The organism is Saliniferula longa (genome assembly GCF_050789285.1).
Classification (GTDB): domain Bacteria; phylum Pseudomonadota; class Alphaproteobacteria; order Rhodobacterales; family Rhodobacteraceae; genus CAVPWP01.
Genome location: NZ_JBOUVX010000001.1, coordinates 885,994 through 902,302 on the forward strand (window position 1 = coordinate 885,994; position 16,309 = coordinate 902,302).

General features: G+C 67.4%; 19 protein-coding genes and 2 tRNA genes. 8 read left to right on the forward strand and 13 right to left on the reverse strand.

All coding sequences use genetic code 11. The features are described from left to right. Positions 1 to 990 precede the first annotated feature (990 nt). Positions 991 to 1,287 carry a hypothetical protein gene (locus ACRDNQ_RS04120; RefSeq protein ID WP_431827362.1) on the forward strand — a complete coding sequence of 99 codons (297 nt, stop codon included), beginning with the start codon at positions 991 to 993 and terminating at the stop codon, positions 1,285 to 1,287. Between the two features lie 46 nt (positions 1,288 to 1,333). Here ACRDNQ_RS04120 and ACRDNQ_RS04125 read toward each other — a convergent pair. Both ACRDNQ_RS04125 and ACRDNQ_RS04130 read right to left on the reverse strand, forming a co-directional pair. After that, a tRNA-Asn gene (locus ACRDNQ_RS04125) sits at positions 1,334 to 1,408 on the reverse strand. Positions 1,409 to 1,474: 66 nt separating this feature from the next. Then, positions 1,475 to 2,389, reverse strand: a complete 915-nt coding sequence (locus tag ACRDNQ_RS04130) for an MBL fold metallo-hydrolase (protein WP_431827363.1) — start codon at positions 2,387 to 2,389, stop codon at positions 1,475 to 1,477. A 119-nt stretch (positions 2,390 to 2,508) separates the two neighbouring features. Between ACRDNQ_RS04130 and ACRDNQ_RS04135 the strand changes: the two genes are divergently transcribed. Next, positions 2,509 to 3,828 carry an ATP-binding protein gene (locus ACRDNQ_RS04135; RefSeq protein ID WP_431827364.1) on the forward strand — a complete coding sequence of 440 codons (1,320 nt, stop codon included), beginning with the start codon at positions 2,509 to 2,511 and terminating at the stop codon, positions 3,826 to 3,828. A gap of 187 nt (positions 3,829 to 4,015) precedes the next feature. Here the strand turns inward: ACRDNQ_RS04135 and ACRDNQ_RS04140 are convergent, their stop codons facing one another. Together ACRDNQ_RS04140 and ACRDNQ_RS04145 are read right to left on the reverse strand one after the other, a co-directional pair. Further along, positions 4,016 to 5,212: a M14 family metallopeptidase gene (locus tag ACRDNQ_RS04140; protein ID WP_431827365.1), complete on the reverse strand. Its 1,197-nt coding sequence runs from the start codon at positions 5,210 to 5,212 to the stop codon at positions 4,016 to 4,018. A 394-nt stretch (positions 5,213 to 5,606) separates the two neighbouring features. Then, positions 5,607 to 5,683, reverse strand: a tRNA-Ile gene (locus tag ACRDNQ_RS04145). 149 nt (positions 5,684 to 5,832) lie between these two features. Between ACRDNQ_RS04145 and purM the strand changes: the two genes are divergently transcribed. The 3 genes from purM (at position 5,833) to rnd (ending at position 8,718) form a co-directional block, all read left to right on the forward strand. Then, entirely contained in the window at positions 5,833 to 6,879 is a 1,047-nt protein-coding gene (gene purM, locus ACRDNQ_RS04150) for a phosphoribosylformylglycinamidine cyclo-ligase (protein ID WP_431827366.1), read from the forward strand. Beyond that, a complete protein-coding gene (gene purN / locus ACRDNQ_RS04155) occupies positions 6,876 to 7,469 on the forward strand; it encodes a phosphoribosylglycinamide formyltransferase (protein ID WP_431827367.1) in 594 nt (197 codons plus the stop codon). The genes purM and purN overlap by 4 nt, the downstream gene beginning before the upstream one ends. A gap of 91 nt (positions 7,470 to 7,560) precedes the next feature. Then, a complete protein-coding gene (gene rnd, locus ACRDNQ_RS04160) occupies positions 7,561 to 8,718 on the forward strand; it encodes a ribonuclease D (protein ID WP_431827368.1) in 1,158 nt (385 codons plus the stop codon). 33 nt (positions 8,719 to 8,751) lie between these two features. On the opposite strand, the gene ACRDNQ_RS04165 is transcribed toward rnd, so the two are convergent. Beyond that, positions 8,752 to 9,249, reverse strand: coding sequence for a hypothetical protein (locus ACRDNQ_RS04165; RefSeq protein ID WP_431827369.1), 498 nt, complete (start codon positions 9,247 to 9,249; stop codon positions 8,752 to 8,754). Positions 9,250 to 9,356: 107 nt separating this feature from the next. On the opposite strand from ACRDNQ_RS04165, the gene ACRDNQ_RS04170 reads away from it, so the two are divergent. Both ACRDNQ_RS04170 and ACRDNQ_RS04175 read left to right on the forward strand, forming a co-directional pair. Then, a complete protein-coding gene (locus tag ACRDNQ_RS04170; RefSeq protein WP_431827370.1) occupies positions 9,357 to 9,785 on the forward strand; it encodes a SufE family protein in 429 nt (142 codons plus the stop codon). 83 nt (positions 9,786 to 9,868) lie between these two features. Beyond that, on the forward strand, positions 9,869 to 10,261 hold the full coding sequence (locus ACRDNQ_RS04175; RefSeq protein WP_431827371.1) for a GFA family protein: 393 nt from the start codon (positions 9,869 to 9,871) through the stop codon (positions 10,259 to 10,261). Positions 10,262 to 10,268: 7 nt separating this feature from the next. Here the strand turns inward: ACRDNQ_RS04175 and ACRDNQ_RS04180 are convergent, their stop codons facing one another. From ACRDNQ_RS04180 to ACRDNQ_RS04205, 6 genes are all read right to left on the reverse strand, one after another. Beyond that, positions 10,269 to 10,868 carry a L,D-transpeptidase gene (locus tag ACRDNQ_RS04180; RefSeq protein WP_431827372.1) on the reverse strand — a complete coding sequence of 200 codons (600 nt, stop codon included), beginning with the start codon at positions 10,866 to 10,868 and terminating at the stop codon, positions 10,269 to 10,271. 32 nt (positions 10,869 to 10,900) lie between these two features. Next, positions 10,901 to 11,626 (reverse strand): DUF1638 domain-containing protein, encoded by a 726-nt coding sequence (locus tag ACRDNQ_RS04185; RefSeq protein ID WP_431827373.1) that lies wholly within the window; start codon positions 11,624 to 11,626, stop codon positions 10,901 to 10,903. Then, complete coding sequence (locus tag ACRDNQ_RS04190; protein WP_431827374.1) at positions 11,623 to 11,958, reverse strand: YbjQ family protein; 336 nt, start codon at positions 11,956 to 11,958, stop codon at positions 11,623 to 11,625. Before ACRDNQ_RS04190 ends, ACRDNQ_RS04185 begins: the two co-directional genes overlap by 4 nt. Continuing rightward, on the reverse strand, positions 11,939 to 12,157 hold the full coding sequence (locus ACRDNQ_RS04195; protein ID WP_431827375.1) for a hypothetical protein: 219 nt from the start codon (positions 12,155 to 12,157) through the stop codon (positions 11,939 to 11,941). Before ACRDNQ_RS04195 ends, ACRDNQ_RS04190 begins: the two co-directional genes overlap by 20 nt. Before the next feature lie 128 nt (positions 12,158 to 12,285). After that, the gene (locus tag ACRDNQ_RS04200; protein ID WP_431827376.1) at positions 12,286 to 12,726 is read right to left on the reverse strand and encodes a GNAT family N-acetyltransferase; all 441 of its coding nucleotides are present in this window, start codon (positions 12,724 to 12,726) and stop codon (positions 12,286 to 12,288) included. Next, positions 12,723 to 13,433 carry a corrinoid protein gene (locus ACRDNQ_RS04205; RefSeq protein ID WP_431827377.1) on the reverse strand — a complete coding sequence of 237 codons (711 nt, stop codon included), beginning with the start codon at positions 13,431 to 13,433 and terminating at the stop codon, positions 12,723 to 12,725. Before ACRDNQ_RS04205 ends, ACRDNQ_RS04200 begins: the two co-directional genes overlap by 4 nt. Positions 13,434 to 13,681: 248 nt before the next feature. Here ACRDNQ_RS04205 and ACRDNQ_RS04210 point away from each other — a divergent pair, with 248 nt between their 5' ends. After that, positions 13,682 to 14,797: a PA0069 family radical SAM protein gene (locus ACRDNQ_RS04210; RefSeq protein ID WP_431827378.1), complete on the forward strand. Its 1,116-nt coding sequence runs from the start codon at positions 13,682 to 13,684 to the stop codon at positions 14,795 to 14,797. 20 nt (positions 14,798 to 14,817) lie between these two features. Here the strand turns inward: ACRDNQ_RS04210 and bmt are convergent, their stop codons facing one another. Together bmt and ACRDNQ_RS04220 are read right to left on the reverse strand one after the other, a co-directional pair. Continuing rightward, a complete protein-coding gene (gene bmt / locus ACRDNQ_RS04215) occupies positions 14,818 to 15,831 on the reverse strand; it encodes a betaine--homocysteine S-methyltransferase (RefSeq protein ID WP_431827379.1) in 1,014 nt (337 codons plus the stop codon). A 151-nt stretch (positions 15,832 to 15,982) separates the two neighbouring features. Beyond that, the gene (locus ACRDNQ_RS04220; RefSeq protein ID WP_431827380.1) at positions 15,983 to 16,297 is read right to left on the reverse strand and encodes a DUF1476 domain-containing protein; all 315 of its coding nucleotides are present in this window, start codon (positions 16,295 to 16,297) and stop codon (positions 15,983 to 15,985) included. Positions 16,298 to 16,309: the final 12 nt, after the last annotated feature.

A 16,309-nucleotide genomic window follows, 5' to 3' on the forward strand; every position in this document is an offset into this window, starting at 1 on the left:
GATAAACAAGATGGTTGGTTCCTTGAATGGTGACGCATAGACAGGTTTAGAACGGCGTGCACGCTGTCAGTCTAAAACTACCCCAGGAAGCCCGCGTGGAAATACGCAGAATACTACGCAATATGTGGCTTGGTGAGGGGGACGAGGGTGCCTGCTACCTCACACCATTCAAGGAGCCAATCATCAAAGCAACATAGTTGGTGTGTTGTTGTGTGGGTATGCCGATAGTAGTGAATGGCGGAGCATCACCGTCCGACAGTAGGGAGACACGATACTCCTCGTGCTACTGAAAGCCTTGTGCCTTTGTAGGCAACCCACACACAAGCACATCAACTCGCAACGCCTCCAAATCAGACCGCCAGGAGTGTATCCTGGTCTCGAATATGGAGGGGTTGAGCAGATAGACCTATTGCAAGTTGAGACCCGATAAAACGTGAAAGCACCAAAAATGCTTTCATTGAGAAGGGAAAAGGTAGCATCGCCCTATGACTACCACTTGCACAGTGAGTTCTGTAGGTGATGGACATAACCCTTCCGTAGCAATCGACCCGTTTCGAGAAGGGGAAGACGTATCCAAAAGCTATGGGAAGAAAAAAGCAGTTTTCCTGGCAGGAGCAGATGGTCCGGGAGGAAATCAAGCGCATTCCGCGCCACATCGACCGGAAGGGGCAGCACTATGCCCATTTAGTAGCGGAGATTAAACGCAAGTACGGAGTATGAAAACAAATGAACTGGAGGAAATTGAGAAGACGCTTCAAAATTACTCATTCTGGAATGTTATCGACACCGATGAGCAATGTGAATTGCGCAATACTATTACCAACATCCGTCAGAGGTATGAGAAGGAAGTGAAAGCGATTAGACTAGAGGAGTTGCAAACTCTCCACGAAATCGAGGTGATGATTGACCCCTTTAATAGCAAACATCAGGACATTTGGTTTTTTCTCAAGGCACGAAGCAGGTATTTAGAACACTCACTATCGGCAAACTATGACCGACCCAACTCACACCCCCCCGAAGCAGCTCAATAGCCTCCTCACCGGCCGCTCGTTCACTGTCGAGAAGGGACGCTACGTCGTCGGATCATACGAGCACTACGTCCACCTCACCTCGAAGCTCATCAAGCGCAGCTACATCGCCACGCACAAGCTCGTGGAGGGCTGGCCGCTCCCGAAGATCATCGAGCGGTATGAGCTCTGCACCAAGCACGCGGGCACGATGCCGGGTGATGTGAAGTGGTGGTGGATGAGGAAGCAGGACCGGGCTGCGCGACTAAAAAGCGACTAGCCGAAACACAAAAGGCTTGGCCAAAAGACCAAGCCTTTGAAGTATTTGGCTCCGGCGGTAGGGATCGAACCTACGACCAATTGATTAACAGTCAACTGCTCTACCGCTGAGCTACGCCGGAACACGGGGGCGCGTATAACAAGGGCGCCGGACCCCGTCCAGAGGGAAAGAGCGCCTGTTCGCGCGCCTAGTTGCGCACGAAACGCGCCCGGGTCCCAAGCCTGGGAAGGGCGCGCACCAGACCGCGCGCCTCGAGGTCGACCAGATGGGCCAGAACGTTGCGTTCGGCCGCGGGCAGCAGGGTCGAGGGCGCGTCGTGATAGATCCGCCGCGCCAGCGTCCTGAGGTCGAGGGGGGTCCGCCCCAGCGCCGCGAGGATCTGCGCCTCGCGCTCGCGTCGGTGCCGCATCAGCCAGTCCAGCCGGTCGGCGGGGTCCTCGACCGGCGCGCCGTGGCCCGGATGGAACCGGACCGCGCCCAGCGCCCGAAGCCGCGCGCAGGAGGCCATGAACGAGGTGACGTCGCCGTCGGGGGGCGAGATCAGCGTCGAGGCCCAGCCCATGACATGGTCGCCGCTGAAGACCCGGCCGTCCCAGTCGAAGCTCAGATGCCCGGCGAAATGCCCCGGCGTCCAGATCGCCGTCAGCCGCCAGTCCGCGCCCTCGATCACCGCGCCGTCCGCCAGCGCGACATCCGGGGCAAAGCCGTGGTCCACGCCTTCGCCGCCGCCGATCAGGCCCTGCCGCGCCAGATCCTCCATCACCGGGGTGCGGCCGGCGACCGGCGGGCCGAAGCCCAGCACGGGCGCCCCGGTCGCCGCGGCCAGGCGGCGGGCGAGGGGGCTGTGGTCGCGATGCGCGTGGGTGACAAGGATGTGGCTCACGCGCCCGCCGCCGACGGCATCGAGGATCGCGGCAAGGTGGTCGGGGTCGTCGGGGCCGGGGTCGATCACGGCAACCGCGTCTTCGCCCAGAAGATAGGTGTTGGTGCCCCAGTGCGTCATCGGCGAGGGGTTGCGGGCGAGGATGCGGCGAAGCCCCGGCTCGATTTCCATCGGGTGGCCGGGTTCGGGACGGTCGGCGATGTCCAGTCCTTTGAGCATGGTGGTCACCCCGGTCGTCGGGACACTAAAGCGCAACATTGTTGCGCGCGCAAGCCGCGCGGCGCGACGGGCGTGGTTTTTGCCTTCCGCGCGCGCCGCCGGCGTCCTAGGGTGCGGCCATGGATTTCAGCTGGATGAAGGCCTACATGCCACGCTCGCTTTACGGGCGGGCGGCGCTTATCCTGTTGCTGCCGATCATCACGATCCAGCTTGTCCTGTCGGTCACCTTCATCCAGCGCCTCTATGAGGACGTGACCGAACAGATGACGCAGAACGTGTTGATCGAGGTCAGCTACGTGCTGCGCCAGATCGCGGACGCGCCCGACCTTGCGGCAGCCCAGGCCGAGGCCGAGGCACTGTCGCGCGCTCTGGCGATGCGGATCACGCTGCCGTCCGAGGGGCCCGACAGGGACTTGCGCGCCTTCTACGACCTCTCCGGCCGCCTCGTGATCGAGACGCTGCGGGCGGGCATCGCCGATGTCGGGGGGATCGACCTGACCACCGATGACGGGGTGGTCGCCTTCCTTGTCGGCACGACGCATGGGCCTGTGCTTCTCGAGGTTCCGCGCGGGCGGGTCTCGGCCTCGAACCCGCACCAGCTTCTGGTGCTGATGGTTGTTGTTTCGGTCGTGATGACGATCATCGCCTTCCTGTTCCTGCGCAACCAGCTTCGGCCGATCAAGCGGCTTGCGGTGGCGGCCGAGGCCTTCGGGCGCGGCCAGTCGGTGCCCTACTGGCCGTCGGGCGCGACCGAGGTGCGCTCGGCCGGGACGGCCTTTCTTGACATGCGACACCGGATCGAACGGCAGATCGAGCAGCGCACGCTGATGCTGTCGGGCGTAAGCCACGATCTGCGCACGCCCCTGACCCGGCTGCGGCTTGGCCTGTCGATGCTTGATCAGGACGACGACGTGCGCGCGATGCAGCAGGACCTGTCGGACATGGAGCGGATGCTGGACGCCTTCCTCGACTTCACCCGGGGCGGGGCGCTTGACGACATCGAAACCGTCGATCCGCGCGGAATCGCCGAGGCCGCGGTGGACCGGGCGCTGCGCGGGGGAAGTCCCGTCGCCATCTTCGAGATGAAGGGCGCGGGCCAGATGCCGTTGCGGCCCATGGCCGTGGGGCGCGCGCTTGACAACCTGATCAACAACGCGGTGCGCTATGGCACGCGCGCGGAGGTGAGCCTTTATCTCACCGACCGCGCCGCGCGCTTCGTGGTCGAGGATGACGGCCCCGGGATTCCGGCCGGAAAGCGCGACGAGGCGTTGCGCCCCTTCACCCGTCTCGACAGCGCGCGCAACCAGGACCGGGGCACCGGCGTGGGGCTGGGCCTGTCGATCGCGGCGGACGTGGCGCGCCAGCACGGCGGCACGCTGCGACTGGGCGACAGCGCGAGGCTTGGTGGACTGAAAGCCGAACTGGTGATCGCCCGATAGGCGAACCGCGGGCCCCGCCGGTCCGCCGTTGGGCCCTCACGGCTCGACCCAGGGATGAGTTGCGGCGATGGAGGAGCATTCGACGCGGGGGGTCTGAACGCCCTTTAGCGCCCGAAACCCGGGACCTGTTCACGTGTGCAAACGTCCGTGCCGCGACGTCTCTGCCCACCGCACCCGCAGGCGGGGGCTACTCGGGATAGTCCTGGCCCTCCGCCTGGGGCGGCGCGTTGAAAAGGATGAAGGCGAGCGGGTTGCCGGGTTCGGCCATGGCATCGCTGCGCAGGCCCAGGACTTCCCCGGACACTCCGCTGATGTAGTCCGCGACCACCTCGCCGAAGCTGTTGCGCTGGATCGCCACCCTCTGCCCCGGTTCGACCGGATCGTTGAGCCCGACGAGGTACTCCACGATCCCGCCCGCGGTGGCGAGGATGGCGAACGAGGCATTGCCGACGAAGACGCGGACGTCCGCGCTGGTGCGTCCCATCGGACCGGCCACGATCCCGTGATGCTTGAGGACATTCATCGTGCCTTCGACGAAGCGGTCGATGCGCTCGTGATCGAGAACGCGCGCGGCGCCGACCTCGGGACAGAAGGACGGGATGCCGGCGTCGATGAACGCGTTGTGCAGGACGCCCGGATAGGTCGGATTGTCGGCGATCTGGCTGACGGGATAGAGGTCCAGCATCGCCCTGATCTCGGGGACGCTCATTTCCCCGATGTTGAAATCCGTGACCCCGAAGCCTGTCGTGCCGGTGTGGAAATCGATCGCATAGTCGGCGTTGGGCCGCAGCAGGCGGTTGAACACCAGCCAGGCGTGCCGACCGGACGCCGTGGGGCCGTTCTCGATCCCCGGCCATTCCCGGTTCATGTCGACGAGGTCGATGCCCCGGCCCGAATTGGGCCAGCGGCGCTGCATGCCCTCAAGCGCGGGGCGGGCAATGTCGGTGACCGCCATCACGGTGCCCGACATCGCGGCCGGGTCGAGCTGGGCCATCACGTTCAGGACGGTCTGGATTGAGCTCATCTCGTCGCCATGCACACCGCTGGTAAGGACGACCCGCGTGCCCGGCTTCGCCCCCCGCGCGACCATGACGGAGACAAGCCAATGCTGTCCCGACGGCGTCTCGACGCCCCGGAAGAAAAGGTGGTGCATCCGCCCGGGCGCGAGGTCGCCGACATCGAGCGAGGTGACGACGGGTCTGCCCTCGATGACGTCGCCGGAATAGGCGGTGCCCGGTGTCGACACCGGGGACGGCGGCGCCGCTGTCTGGCCACGCGCTGTGCCGGCGCTGGCGACCAAGGCGGCCGACGCGCCGATCACGGCCGCGGACGCGACCAGGAAGTCGCGGCGGACAAGACCTTCCCTGGTGGGGGTCTCGGACATTTCTGCACTCCTGTGTCGGGACAAGGCTTCTCAACATGCCCGGCCTAGGACTGTCTGTCGTTGACCCAGCGCAAGGCGCATTCGCGGGAAGATCGCCGAGGCCGTCGCGCTGCGATCCAGCGTTCGAGGCCGGCCGAAACCACGGCGCCTCCGGCCCTGTTCTGGCCTTCCCCTGGGCCAAGACCGAGGCCCGGATTCCAGGGAAGGGACCGCGGCGCGAGGGCGAACGTCCAGCTCAAATGCGAAGGGCCGGGTCATGCCCAGCCGTCGCTTGCGCCTCCCCGGTGGACAGGTCGTCGCACCCGGAAGACCTTTCCGCGGGTCAAGGTGCGGGTCACGCCACGCCGCGCCAGCGGACTACGATGAGCGATATCAACTGCTTGGACGGTCTATGTGGTAGGCCCGGAGGGACTCGAACCCCCAACCAAAGCGTTATGAGCGCTCTGCTCTAACCAATTGAGCTACAGGCCCGACCGTGGGGCTGTCCTAGCAGACGGTCGCAGGCGGTCAAGCGCGCCGTTCCACGGCTGCCGGCCCGCGCCGGTCATCCCGCCGTTTACACCCATTGGGCCGGCTGATAGCAGGGGCGCGACCTGTGACGGCGGCTTCGGGGGACGGGGATGGACGAAAAACGCAACGGGCTGACCTATGCCGAGGCCGGCGTCGACATCGACGCGGGCAACGCGCTTGTCGATCGCATTAAGCCTGCAGCGGCGCGCACCGTGCGCGCCGGGGTGGTCGACGGGTTGGGGGGCTTCGGCGCGCTGTTCGATCTGAAGGCGGCGGGCTTCGCCGACCCGGTGCTTGTGGCCGCGACCGACGGCGTCGGCACCAAGCTCAAGCTGGCCATCGAGACCGGGATCGTCGGCACCGTGGGCATCGACCTTGTCGCGATGTGCGTGAACGACCTGGTCTGCCAGGGCGCCGAGCCGCTGTTCTTCCTTGATTACTTCGCCACGGGCGCGCTTGACGTGGATCAGGCGGCCGGAGTGATCGAGGGGATCGCGCGGGGCTGCGCGGACGCGGGCTGCGCGCTGATCGGCGGCGAGACGGCCGAGATGCCGGGCATGTACGGGCCGGGCGATTTCGACCTTGCGGGCTTCGCCGTGGGCGCGATGGAGCGGGGGCAGGGCCTGCCCGCCGGCGTGACCCAGGGCGACGTGCTTCTGGGCCTTGCCTCGAACGGGGTGCATTCGAACGGCTATTCGCTGGTCCGCCGGATCGTGGCGCGCGAGGGGCTGGCCTGGGACGCGCCCGCGCCCTTCGCCGAGGGCACGCTTGGCGCGGCGCTGCTGACGCCCACGCGGCTTTACGTGCGCCCCGTGCTTGACGCCGTGCGGGCCGGGGGGGTCCATGCGCTGGCCCATATCACCGGCGGCGGTCTGACCGAGAACCTGCCCCGCGTGCTGCCAGGGGGGCTTGGCGCCGAAATCGACCTTGGCGCCTGGACGCTGCCGCCGGTCTTCCGCTGGCTGGCCGACCGCGGCGGGGTGGCCGAAGCCGAGATGCTGAAGACCTTCAATGCTGGCATCGGCATGGTCGTGGTCGCCGCCGCCGGAGATGCCGACGCTGTCGCCGCCCGGCTGGCGGCGGCGGGCGAAACGGTGGTGCGCCTCGGCCATGTGACGGCGGGCGCGGGGGTCAGCTACCGGGGCGCGCTTCTTTGAAGAAGCGCGTCGCGATCCTGATCTCGGGCAGCGGGTCCAACATGGTCCGGCTGGTCGAAAGCATGGGTCCCGACCACCCGGCCGAACCGGTTCTTGTGCTGTCGAACCGGCCCGACGCCGGCGGGCTTGCGCGGGCGGCCGCGCTGGGCGTGCCGACGGCGGTCGTCGATCACCGGCCGTTCCGGGGCGATCGTGGCGCCTTCGAGGCCGCGCTGCAGGCGGAACTGGCGGCCGCGCGGCCGGACATCCTGTGTCTTGCGGGCTTCATGCGGATTCTCACCCCCGGCTTCACCCGTGCCTGGGCCGGGCGGATGGTGAACATCCACCCGTCGCTTCTGCCGAAGTATCCCGGCCTCGACACCCATGCCCGTGCGATCGCCGCCGGCGACGCCGAGGCCGGCTGCACCGTCCACGAGGTGACCGAGGATCTCGACGCCGGGCCGATCCTAGGCCAGGCGCGGGTTCCGGTCCTGTCCGGCGATACGCCCGACACGCTGGCCGCGCGCGTCCTGGCGGCAGAGCATCGGCTTTACCCGGCAGTGCTGCGCCGTTTCGCCGTGGGGGATCGCACACCCGTCGCCTTGCCGTGAGGGGCGGATTTCCCTATCAGGGGCGAAGGCAAGGACGCTGGCAGGAACGCGGGCGAGAACACGGGCAGGCACGGGGACTGACGCAAGGCGCATGATCACGATTACCACGACCGAGGGGCTGGCCGCCTTCTGCGACCGGGCACGCGCCCATCCCTACGTCACTGTCGACACCGAATTCCTGCGCGAGCGGAGCTATTACTCGAAGCTCTGCCTGGTGCAACTTGCCGTGCCGGGCGAGGCCGAGGAAGACGCCGTGCTTCTCGATCCGCTGGCAAAGGGCCTCAGCCTCGAGCCGCTGTACGACCTGATGCGCGACACCTCGGTGGTGAAGGTCTTTCACGCCGCGCGTCAGGATCTCGAGATCTTCTACATCGACGGCGGCGTGATCCCCCAGCCGCTGTTCGACACGCAGGTCGCCGCGATGGTCTGCGGCTATGGCGAGCAGGTGGGCTACGAGACGCTGGTGCGCAAGATCGCGCGTGCCTCGCTCGACAAGACCTCGCGCTTCACGGACTGGTCGCGTCGCCCGCTGACGGACGCGCAGAAGGTCTATGCCCTGGCCGACGTCACGCACCTTCGGGTGATCTACGAGTATCTTTCCGACGAGCTCGACAAGACCGGCCGGAAGGGCTGGGTCGAGGAAGAGCTTTCGACGCTGACCGACCCCGAGACCTACATCATCCGCCCCGAGGACGCGTGGGAGCGGATCAAGACCCGCACCAACTCGGGCCGCTTCCTGGCCGTCGTGCGCGAACTGGCCCGTTTCCGCGAGACCTATGCCCAGGAACGCAACATCCCGCGCGCGCGGGTGTTCAAGGACGACGCCCTGCTCGAGATCGCCTCGACCAAGCCGCAAAGCGAAGAGGACCTGTCCCGTTCGCGCCTTCTGCTGCGCGAGGCGCGGCGGGGCGAGATCGCCGATGGTATCCTGGCGGCGGTGAAGGCCGGCCTCGCCGCGCCCCAGAAGGACTGGCCGGTCGTCGACCAGAGCCGGGACAAGCTGCAGGTCAACCCGGCGCTGGCCGATCTTCTGCGGGTGCTGCTGAAGGCGAAGTCCGATGCCTCGGCCGTGGCGCAGAAGCTGATCGCGACCTCGGCCGAACTGGACGAGATCGCGGCCGGTGAATTCGATGGCCCGGCCTTCAAGGGCTGGCGGCGCGAGGTCTTTGGCGAGGACGCGCTGCGGCTGTGCCGGGGCGAGGTCGCACTGGCCGCGGACGGCGGCCGGGTCAAGATCATCGAGCTTTAGACCCCGGGTCAGGCTCCGGGTCAGGACCTCAAGTCAGGGCCGGACGCTGCGTTCGTTGCGTTCGGCCACCACGCGCAGCGTGGTCACGCCGGCAAGTTCCTGGCGACTGATGAACTTGCCCACCACGACCTCACGCGAACGCGTCCCGCCCACGGTGGCGGCTGCCGGGGTGCCCGCAGGGGGCGGCAGGATGCGGAACTGGAAGCTCAGGACGCCGTTCACCGGCGCGGGGTTTGCGTTTTCGACCACAAGCTCGCCGTCCCAGTAGCCTTGCGTCGGCGGAATGCCCGTGGCGCGCAGGATCACGCCGCCCGGCGTCGGATCGACGGAAAGCGCGGTCAGTTCGGTCATCAGCGGGCGGGCGTCGACGAACAGCTGCTGCTCGACGGGGACCAGCGACTCGGGCGTGTCGCTGCGCCCGACCCAGGTCATGGGGTTCAGGTTGCTTTCGCTCCACCCGCTGGAACAGCCGGACAGGAGCACAACCATGCCCGCGACCGCGATCCCCCGCCCGACCCTCTGTCCGATCATCCGTTCGCCGTCCCTTCCCGTTGCCCCTCACGCCTAGCCCAATTCGGCGGGGCTGAAAAGCGTGGCGCCGTCTGGACCTTCGCCGCGTCGCAGCCTACCTCAGAAGCATGAGCACCGACGCCTTCGAAGACCTCGCCGACACCTTCGCCTTCCTCGACGACTGGGAGGACCGCTACCGCCATGTCATCGATCTGGGCAAGGCGATGCCCGCGCTGGACCCCGCGCTGCGTGTGCCCGCGACCAAGGTCGACGGCTGCGCCAGTCAGGTCTGGCTCCATCCGGCGATCGAGGGGCAGGGGCCCGGTGCGCGCTTTTCCTTCGACGGCGCAAGCGACGCGATGATCGTGAGCGGCCTGATCGCCGTCCTGCGCACGCTTTACAACGGCCTGACGGTTGCCGAGGTGCTGAAGGTCGACGCGCCGGCCGAGCTTGGCCGTCTTGGCCTGAACGAGCATCTGTCGGCGCAGCGCTCGAACGGGCTCCGCGCCATGGTCGAGCGCATCCGCAAGCTTGCCGCCGAGGCGGCGGCGGCCTGATCCACCGCTCGCCCCCTTGGCGGAGGCGCCGCGACGCCTAGCTGACCGAGAGCCGGGTGCGGCCCGACCGAGCGGTGAGAGACATGACGCATTTCGACGGCGGCTGCCTGTGCGGCCACATCCGGTTCCGCGCCTCGGGGGCGCCGGGGTTTCCGCACACCTGTTCCTGCCGGATGTGCCAGCGGCAAACGGGCAGCCTTACCGCCGTCTGGGTCGAGTTTCCGCGCGAAGCCGTCGCCTGGACGGGGCCGGGCGGCGCGCCGTCGGTCTTCCGGTCGTCCGGGGCTTCGTCCCGCGCCTTCTGCCCGCTGTGCGGCAGTTCGATCGGGGCGATCGACGACGCGCCCGTTGTCGCGCTGCTGACTGGCACCTTCGACAAGCCGCACCTCAAGGCGCTGACGCCGCAAGGCCATTCCTACGTGTCGGCGCGTCCGAAGTGGTGGACGCCCCACATCGCCGGGGCAGGGCGGGACTGACGGCCTCCTATCCCAGTTCTGCCTCGCCCGAGGGCTTGCCAAGATAGACCCGCGCGCCCAGCGGCACCTGGTCGTAAAGATGCACGGCGTGGCTGTTGACAAGCCGCGCGCAGCCGTTCGACACGCGCGTGCCGATGGTGCGCGGCGCGTTCGTGCCGTGGATGCGCAGGAAGCTGTCGCCCCCCTCGGCCGTGAAGAGGTAGAGCGCGCGCGCGCCCAGCGGATTGTCGGGGCCGCCCGGCATCCCGTCCTTCCAGCGCTCGTAGCTTGCCGGGTCGCGGGCGATCATCTCGGGCGTGGGCGTCCACTCGGGCCATTCCTTCTTGGCCCCGACATAGAAGCTGCCCCATTCGTAAAGCCCCTCGCGACCGATGCCCACGGCATAGCGGATCGCCTTGCCCTCGGGCAGGGTCCAGTAAAGGGCGAAGGCGTCTGGGTCGACGTGGATCTCGTTGGGCTGCACGGCGCCCTTGATGCGCACGAGGCGCGGCATGTGCTCTTCGGGAATGACGTAGGGCGTCTGTTCCTGCGCGCGCGCAGCAGGGGCGACGGTGGCAGCGGCGGCAAGGGCAGCAGCACCCGAAAGAAGGGTTCTGCGGTGAATCATGGTCGGTCCTCGGTTCGGTTCCTGTTTTCTCATCATACGACATTTTCCTTCGGCTGTCCGATCCAGCCTTCAAGGCTGCGGCCAAGATCGCCATAGCCCGTGAAGCGGCGTTCATAGGCAAGGCCAAGCCGGGCCGCGCAATCGCGCGCCTTGGCATCCAGCGCGGGGTCGTCGGTCTGGGCCTGATAGACGAGCTTTTCGTAGTTGCCGAAGTACTGGTTGCGCAGGGCGGGGTGACGGTCGAGGCCAAGCGGACGCCAGACGAAGGCGTCGAACTGCCGGACCAGGAAATCGGTCAGGTAGAAGGCGGTGAATTCGTCCTCGGCCCGGGCGGCGAAGGCGGCGTTGCCTTCAAAGAACGAATAGCAATGCGGCCCTTCAAGCATCGAAACGCCCAGATCCTTGCAGATTTTCGACAATTCGCCCCCCGTGCCGCAATCGGCGTAAAGCACGAAGATCTCGTCGTAGCGGGGGCGGTGGCGGGCCACGGCCTCGGCCACGGCGGGGGCGATCCGGTCGGGGTGGTTGTGCAGGATCGCGGGCAGGCAGGCGAGGTCGATATGATCCCAGCGGTTCGCGGCGGTCAGGGCCAGGACCTCGTGCGCCAGTGCCCCGCAGGCCAGAAGCAAGACGCGCCCCCGGCCGTCGGGGGCAAGGCCGCGGTCGGTCAGGGCGTCGTCGGCCGGCAGGGGGGCGGCGAGGGGGGCGGCCAGAGCGGCTTCCGGCGGGGTCGCTGGCGGGGCATCGGGGCGCGTCATTTCAGTCGTACCGCCGTCCCGTAGAACACGACCTCGGACGCCGATTGCTGGATCGTCGAGGTTTCCATCCGCACCGCCACCACCGCGTCGGCGCCAAGCCTTGCGGCGTCCTCGATCATGCGGTCGTAGGCCTGTTCGCGCGCGCCGGCCAGAAGGGCCGCGTATTCCTTGACCTCGCCGCCGACAAGGTTGCGCAGCCCGGCGACGATGTCCGAGCCGATGTGCTTGGCGCGCACCGTCGAGCCGCGCACAAGGCCAAGCGCGCGTTCGATCTCGCGGCCCGGGACGGTTTCGGTGGTCAGCGCGATGATGTCACTTCTCGATGCCGTCATAATGATCGTCCTCGCGATTGCGCAGCCGGTCGTAGATCACCCGCCAGAAGATGAACGCGACAAGCGTGACCGGCACCAGAACCACCCAGCCCGCGCCGGGGATGTTGGTGCCCACGGCAAGCAGCGTGCCAAGCCAGATCGTCGCGCCGGAGGCGGCGACGACGATCACCAGAAGAAGAACGAAACGGTCCAGAGGCATGGGCGCGACCCTCCTTTCGCCTTCAGATATGGTGCAGCAGCATGGCGATTTGAAGGCGGGTTCCGGCCTGCGCCCCCGCCGCGCGCCAGTTACGCACCTTCATCGCGCGCCTCATCCACCCTGTGCCGTCACCGGCCCGCATCGCCGGCAAGATCGAAGGTGAACATCGCCAGGTTCGTGCCCGTCTGCGGAACCTTCAGGCTTCGGTAGAACCCCATCGCCGCGTCCGTCGGTTCGGCCACGACCCAGGCCTGCCGGCAGCCAAGGCCGCGCGCAAGATCGCAGGTGGCGTGGATCAGGGCCGTGGCGATGCCCTGGCGCCGCCACGCCCTGGCAACGCCAAGCTCGTTGATGAAGAAGTCCTCGGGTTTGTCGGGGTGAAAGTGCACCAGTCCCGAACAGAACCCCACCAGAAGATCGTCCTGCAGCGCCAGGACGATGTGCATCGTGGGCGACGCAAGGTAGCGGCGCAGAAGATCGGGGTCGATCGGATTGTCGAAAACATCTTCGGCGACCCGCCCGAAGAGGGCCGCGTCCTGCGGCCCCGCCACGGTCAGGCGCAGGCTCACGCGCTGGCGGCGACGCCCTGGTTGTGCTTGCGGGCGATGAAGTCCTTCGCCGTCTGCACCGCCACGGCGGCGTCGCGGCAATAGGCGTCGGCGCCGATCGCCCGGCCGAATTCCTCGTTCAGCGGCGCGCCGCCGACCAGGATGATGTAGTCGTCGCGGATGCCCATCTCCTTCATCGTGTCGATCACGACCTTCATGTAGGGCATCGTCGTGGTCAGCAGGGCCGACATGCCAAGGATGTCGGCGTCTTCGCGCTGCAGCGCGTCGATGTATTTCTCGACCGCGTTGTTGATGCCAAGGTCGACGACCTCGAATCCCGCGCCTTCCATCATCATCGAGACCAGGTTCTTGCCGATGTCGTGGATGTCCCCCTTCACGGTGCCGATCACCATCTTGCCCATGCGCGGCGCGCCGGTTTCGGCCAGAAGCGGCTTGAGGATGAACATGCCCGCCTTCATCGCGTTGGCCGCCAGAAGCACTTCCGGAACGAAAAGGATGCCATCGCGGAAGTCGTCGCCGACGATCTTCATGCCCGACACCAGGGCTTCGGTCAGCACGCGGTAGGGCGCCCAGCCCCGACCAAGCAGGATGTGCACGCCTTCCTCGATCTCTTCCTTGAGGCCGTCGTAAAGGTCGTCGTGCATCTGCAGGACGAGTTCCCCGTCGTCGAGTTCGGAAAGGATGATCTCGTCGTCTTGATCGGACATGGCGTCGTTTCCCTACACCTGAAGACCGGGCGCGCGGGCGACCGGGTCTTGTTCGCTTTTGCCAGAATTCGTCGCGCGCTCTGGGTCGATTGCGACATGGGCCGCATCGGCTGCGACGTCTAGCCGGGTTTGCCGGCGAAAGGTAATGAGAATTTCACAAGGAGATTATCGGTTTCGCGCAAGTCCGCCCTGGGCAGGGGACCGCCTCGGGATTGCCGATGTTCTTCTATTGTTCTAGTCTTGGCGGCATGAATCCCGCGCCCCCCAATACGCCTAATGCGCCGGTCCGTGCCGCCGGACGGGCCCCCGGACGCGCCGCCGTCTCGAACCCCGTGTCACGCTACGACCGGCACGACCGCGAGGCGGTGGACGACGGCTGGGACCGAGACGACGACCTGCCGCCCTTGCGCACGGAGGTCAGCCTTGAACGCCCGCGCAGCGCGATCACCCGTAACGCCTCGCCCGATGTCGGGTTCGACCGGTCGATCAATCCCTACCGGGGGTGCGAACACGGCTGCATCTACTGCTTCGCCCGCCCGACGCACGCCTATCTCGGCCTTTCGCCGGGGCTCGACTTCGAGACCCGGCTGATCGCGCGCCCGGGACTGCCCGAGGTACTGGCCCGCGAACTGGCCCGGCCCGGCTATCGCCCGGCCACGATCGCCATCGGTACCAACACCGATCCCTACCAGCCGATCGAGAAGGATCACCGGATCATGCGCCGCGTCCTCGAAGTGCTCGAGGCGCACAATCATCCCGTCGCCGTGGTCACGAAGGGCACCCTGATCGAGCGGGACATCGACATCCTGTCACGGATGGCGGCGAAAGGGCTGGCGCGGGTGGGCATCTCGGTCACGACGCTTGACCCGGGCCTCGCCCGCCGGATGGAGCCGCGCGTGCCGTCGCCAGCGAGGCGGCTTGCCAGCATCGGACGGCTCAGCGCGGCCGGTGTGCCGGTGCGCGTCATGGCGGCGCCGATGATCCCCGGGCTGACCGATCACGAACTCGAAGCGATTCTGGCGGCGGGCGCCGGGGCGGGGGCGGTCGCGGCAAGCTACATCCTGCTGCGCCTGCCGCTTGAAGTGGCGCCGCTCTTCCGCGAATGGCTGGATGCCAGCCTTCCCGGGCGCGCTGCGCGTGTCATGCGCGCGGTGCGCGCGACGCGCGGCGGCAAGGACTATGACGCCGAGTGGGGCAAGCGGATGACGGGCGAGGGGCTCGAGGCCGCGCTTCTGGCCCGCCGCTTCGAGGTGGCGCGCGCCCGCACCGGCCTTGCGAAAGAGCTGCCGCCCCTGCGCACCGATCTCTTCGCCGTGCCGCCGCGCCCGGGCGACCAGTTGTCGCTGTTCGATCCGCGGGTCTAGGCGCTCGTCCAGGCGCGGACCTAGCTGCGGGCCCCGCGCCGGCGGGGACGCGCGGCCGGACCCGCGCCGTCGGTGCCGTCCGAGGCCGAGGAAAAGCCGCCCAGCGCCGCCGCGATCCGCTCGAGCGTGGGCGGCGGGCCCTTGGGCCGCTCTTCAAGCGCTTCGCGCATCCGTTCGAGGTGCGCGGGCGTGGTGCCGCAGCAGCCGCCGATGATGCGTGCGCCAAGGTCGCGGGCGAGCACGGCGTAGTCGGCCATCAGGTCGGGCGTGCCGTCATAGTGGATGTGGCCTTCGTGATACTTCGGGATGCCGGCGTTGCCCTTGGCGATGATCGGCAGCGCGGCCCCGGCCTCGACAAAGCCCGCGACGGTGCGCAGAAGGTCCGAGGCGCCGACGCCGCAGTTCGCGCCGAAGGCGACCGGCGCGTAGGGCAGGCGGTTGACCAGCTTCACCATGTCGGCCGAGGTCAGCCCCATCATGGTGCGCCCGGCGGTGTCGAAGCTCATCGTGCCGCACCAGGGCATGCCGGCCAGTTCGGCGGCGCGCGCGGCGGCCTTATACTCCTCGGGCGCGCTGATCGTCTCGACCCACAGAACGTCGGCGCCGCCGGCTTTCAGCCCTTCGGCCTGTTCGTGGAACATCTCGACCGCCCGGTCATAGGACAGCGGGCCCATCGGCTCCATGATCTCGCCCGTGGGGCCCATCGAGCCCGCCACGATCACCGTCCGTCCGGCGCGGTCGGCCACGTCGCGGCCGATCTCGGCGCCGGCCTTGTTCAGCTCGAACACCCGGTTTTGGGCGTCGTGCAGCTTCAGACGCGAGGCGGTGCCGCCGAAGGTGTTGGTCAGAAAGAGATCGCTGCCGGCATGCACCGCGCCCTCGTAAAGCGCCGCGATCCGGTCGGGGTGGTCGGCGTTCCACAGTTCCGGCGCATCGCCCGAGGCAAGGCCCATGTTGAACAGATTGGTTCCCGTCGCGCCATCGGCCAGAAGCCAGTCGCGGGTCTGAAGCAGTCGGGTCAGGGCGTCGGTCATCGGAGTTTCCATGGGGTCAGCGGCGGGCGAATGGCAAAAGGGCCGCCGAGGCGGCCCGCTGTCGTTCCTGTGCCACGGGCGGCAGGGTGAGGCAAATGCATAATCCCGAAGACGATCATGAGCGCGACCCCGAACGCCGTCCGGGCCGGCCTCAGACCTCGTTCTGGATCTGGGCGCGGGCGACCGGCAGAAGCTCGGCCATCTTGGCGCGGATCGTGGCCTCGTTGGCGCGATCGCCCAGGTCGGCCATCAGCTTGCGCACCACGTCGTCGTGGCCGGCCTCCTCGAAATCGGCGATCACGACCTCCTTGGCATAGGCCGTAGCCTCGTCGCCGGACTTGCCCATCAGGTCGGCCGCCCAGAGACCGACCAGCTTGTTGCGCCGGGCGATCGCCTTGAAGGCCAGTTCCTCGTCATGGGCGAATTTGTTCTCGAAAGCGCTTTCGCGGTCGTCGAAGGTGCTCATGGGCGTCCTCGT

Bases quoted from the DNA above. Each gene is read 5' to 3' on its own strand.
- ACRDNQ_RS04135 (WP_431827364.1), top strand. From the start codon at position 2,509: ATGGATTTCAGCTGGATGAAGGCCTACATGCCACGCTCGCTTTACGGG.
- ACRDNQ_RS04175 (WP_431827371.1), top strand. From the start codon at position 9,869: ATGACGCATTTCGACGGCGGCTGCCTGTGCGGCCACATCCGGTTCCGC.
- ACRDNQ_RS04185 (WP_431827373.1), bottom strand. From the start codon at position 11,626: ATGACGCGCCCCGATGCCCCGCCAGCGACCCCGCCGGAAGCCGCTCTG.
- ACRDNQ_RS04210 (WP_431827378.1), top strand. From the start codon at position 13,682: ATGAATCCCGCGCCCCCCAATACGCCTAATGCGCCGGTCCGTGCCGCC.
- ACRDNQ_RS04220 (WP_431827380.1), bottom strand. From the start codon at position 16,297: ATGAGCACCTTCGACGACCGCGAAAGCGCTTTCGAGAACAAATTCGCC.
- ACRDNQ_RS04140 (WP_431827365.1), bottom strand. From the start codon at position 5,212: ATGTCCGAGACCCCCACCAGGGAAGGTCTTGTCCGCCGCGACTTCCTG.
- ACRDNQ_RS04130 (WP_431827363.1), bottom strand. From the start codon at position 2,389: ATGCTCAAAGGACTGGACATCGCCGACCGTCCCGAACCCGGCCACCCG.
- ACRDNQ_RS04180 (WP_431827372.1), bottom strand. From the start codon at position 10,868: ATGATTCACCGCAGAACCCTTCTTTCGGGTGCTGCTGCCCTTGCCGCC.
- ACRDNQ_RS04190 (WP_431827374.1), bottom strand. From the start codon at position 11,958: ATGACGGCATCGAGAAGTGACATCATCGCGCTGACCACCGAAACCGTC.
- ACRDNQ_RS04205 (WP_431827377.1), bottom strand. From the start codon at position 13,433: ATGTCCGATCAAGACGACGAGATCATCCTTTCCGAACTCGACGACGGG.
- bmt (WP_431827379.1), bottom strand. From the start codon at position 15,831: ATGACCGACGCCCTGACCCGACTGCTTCAGACCCGCGACTGGCTTCTG.
- ACRDNQ_RS04170 (WP_431827370.1), top strand. From the start codon at position 9,357: ATGAGCACCGACGCCTTCGAAGACCTCGCCGACACCTTCGCCTTCCTC.
- ACRDNQ_RS04195 (WP_431827375.1), bottom strand. From the start codon at position 12,157: ATGCCTCTGGACCGTTTCGTTCTTCTTCTGGTGATCGTCGTCGCCGCC.
- rnd (WP_431827368.1), top strand. From the start codon at position 7,561: ATGATCACGATTACCACGACCGAGGGGCTGGCCGCCTTCTGCGACCGG.
- ACRDNQ_RS04165 (WP_431827369.1), bottom strand. From the start codon at position 9,249: ATGATCGGACAGAGGGTCGGGCGGGGGATCGCGGTCGCGGGCATGGTT.
- purM (WP_431827366.1), top strand. From the start codon at position 5,833: ATGGACGAAAAACGCAACGGGCTGACCTATGCCGAGGCCGGCGTCGAC.
- ACRDNQ_RS04120 (WP_431827362.1), top strand. From the start codon at position 991: ATGACCGACCCAACTCACACCCCCCCGAAGCAGCTCAATAGCCTCCTC.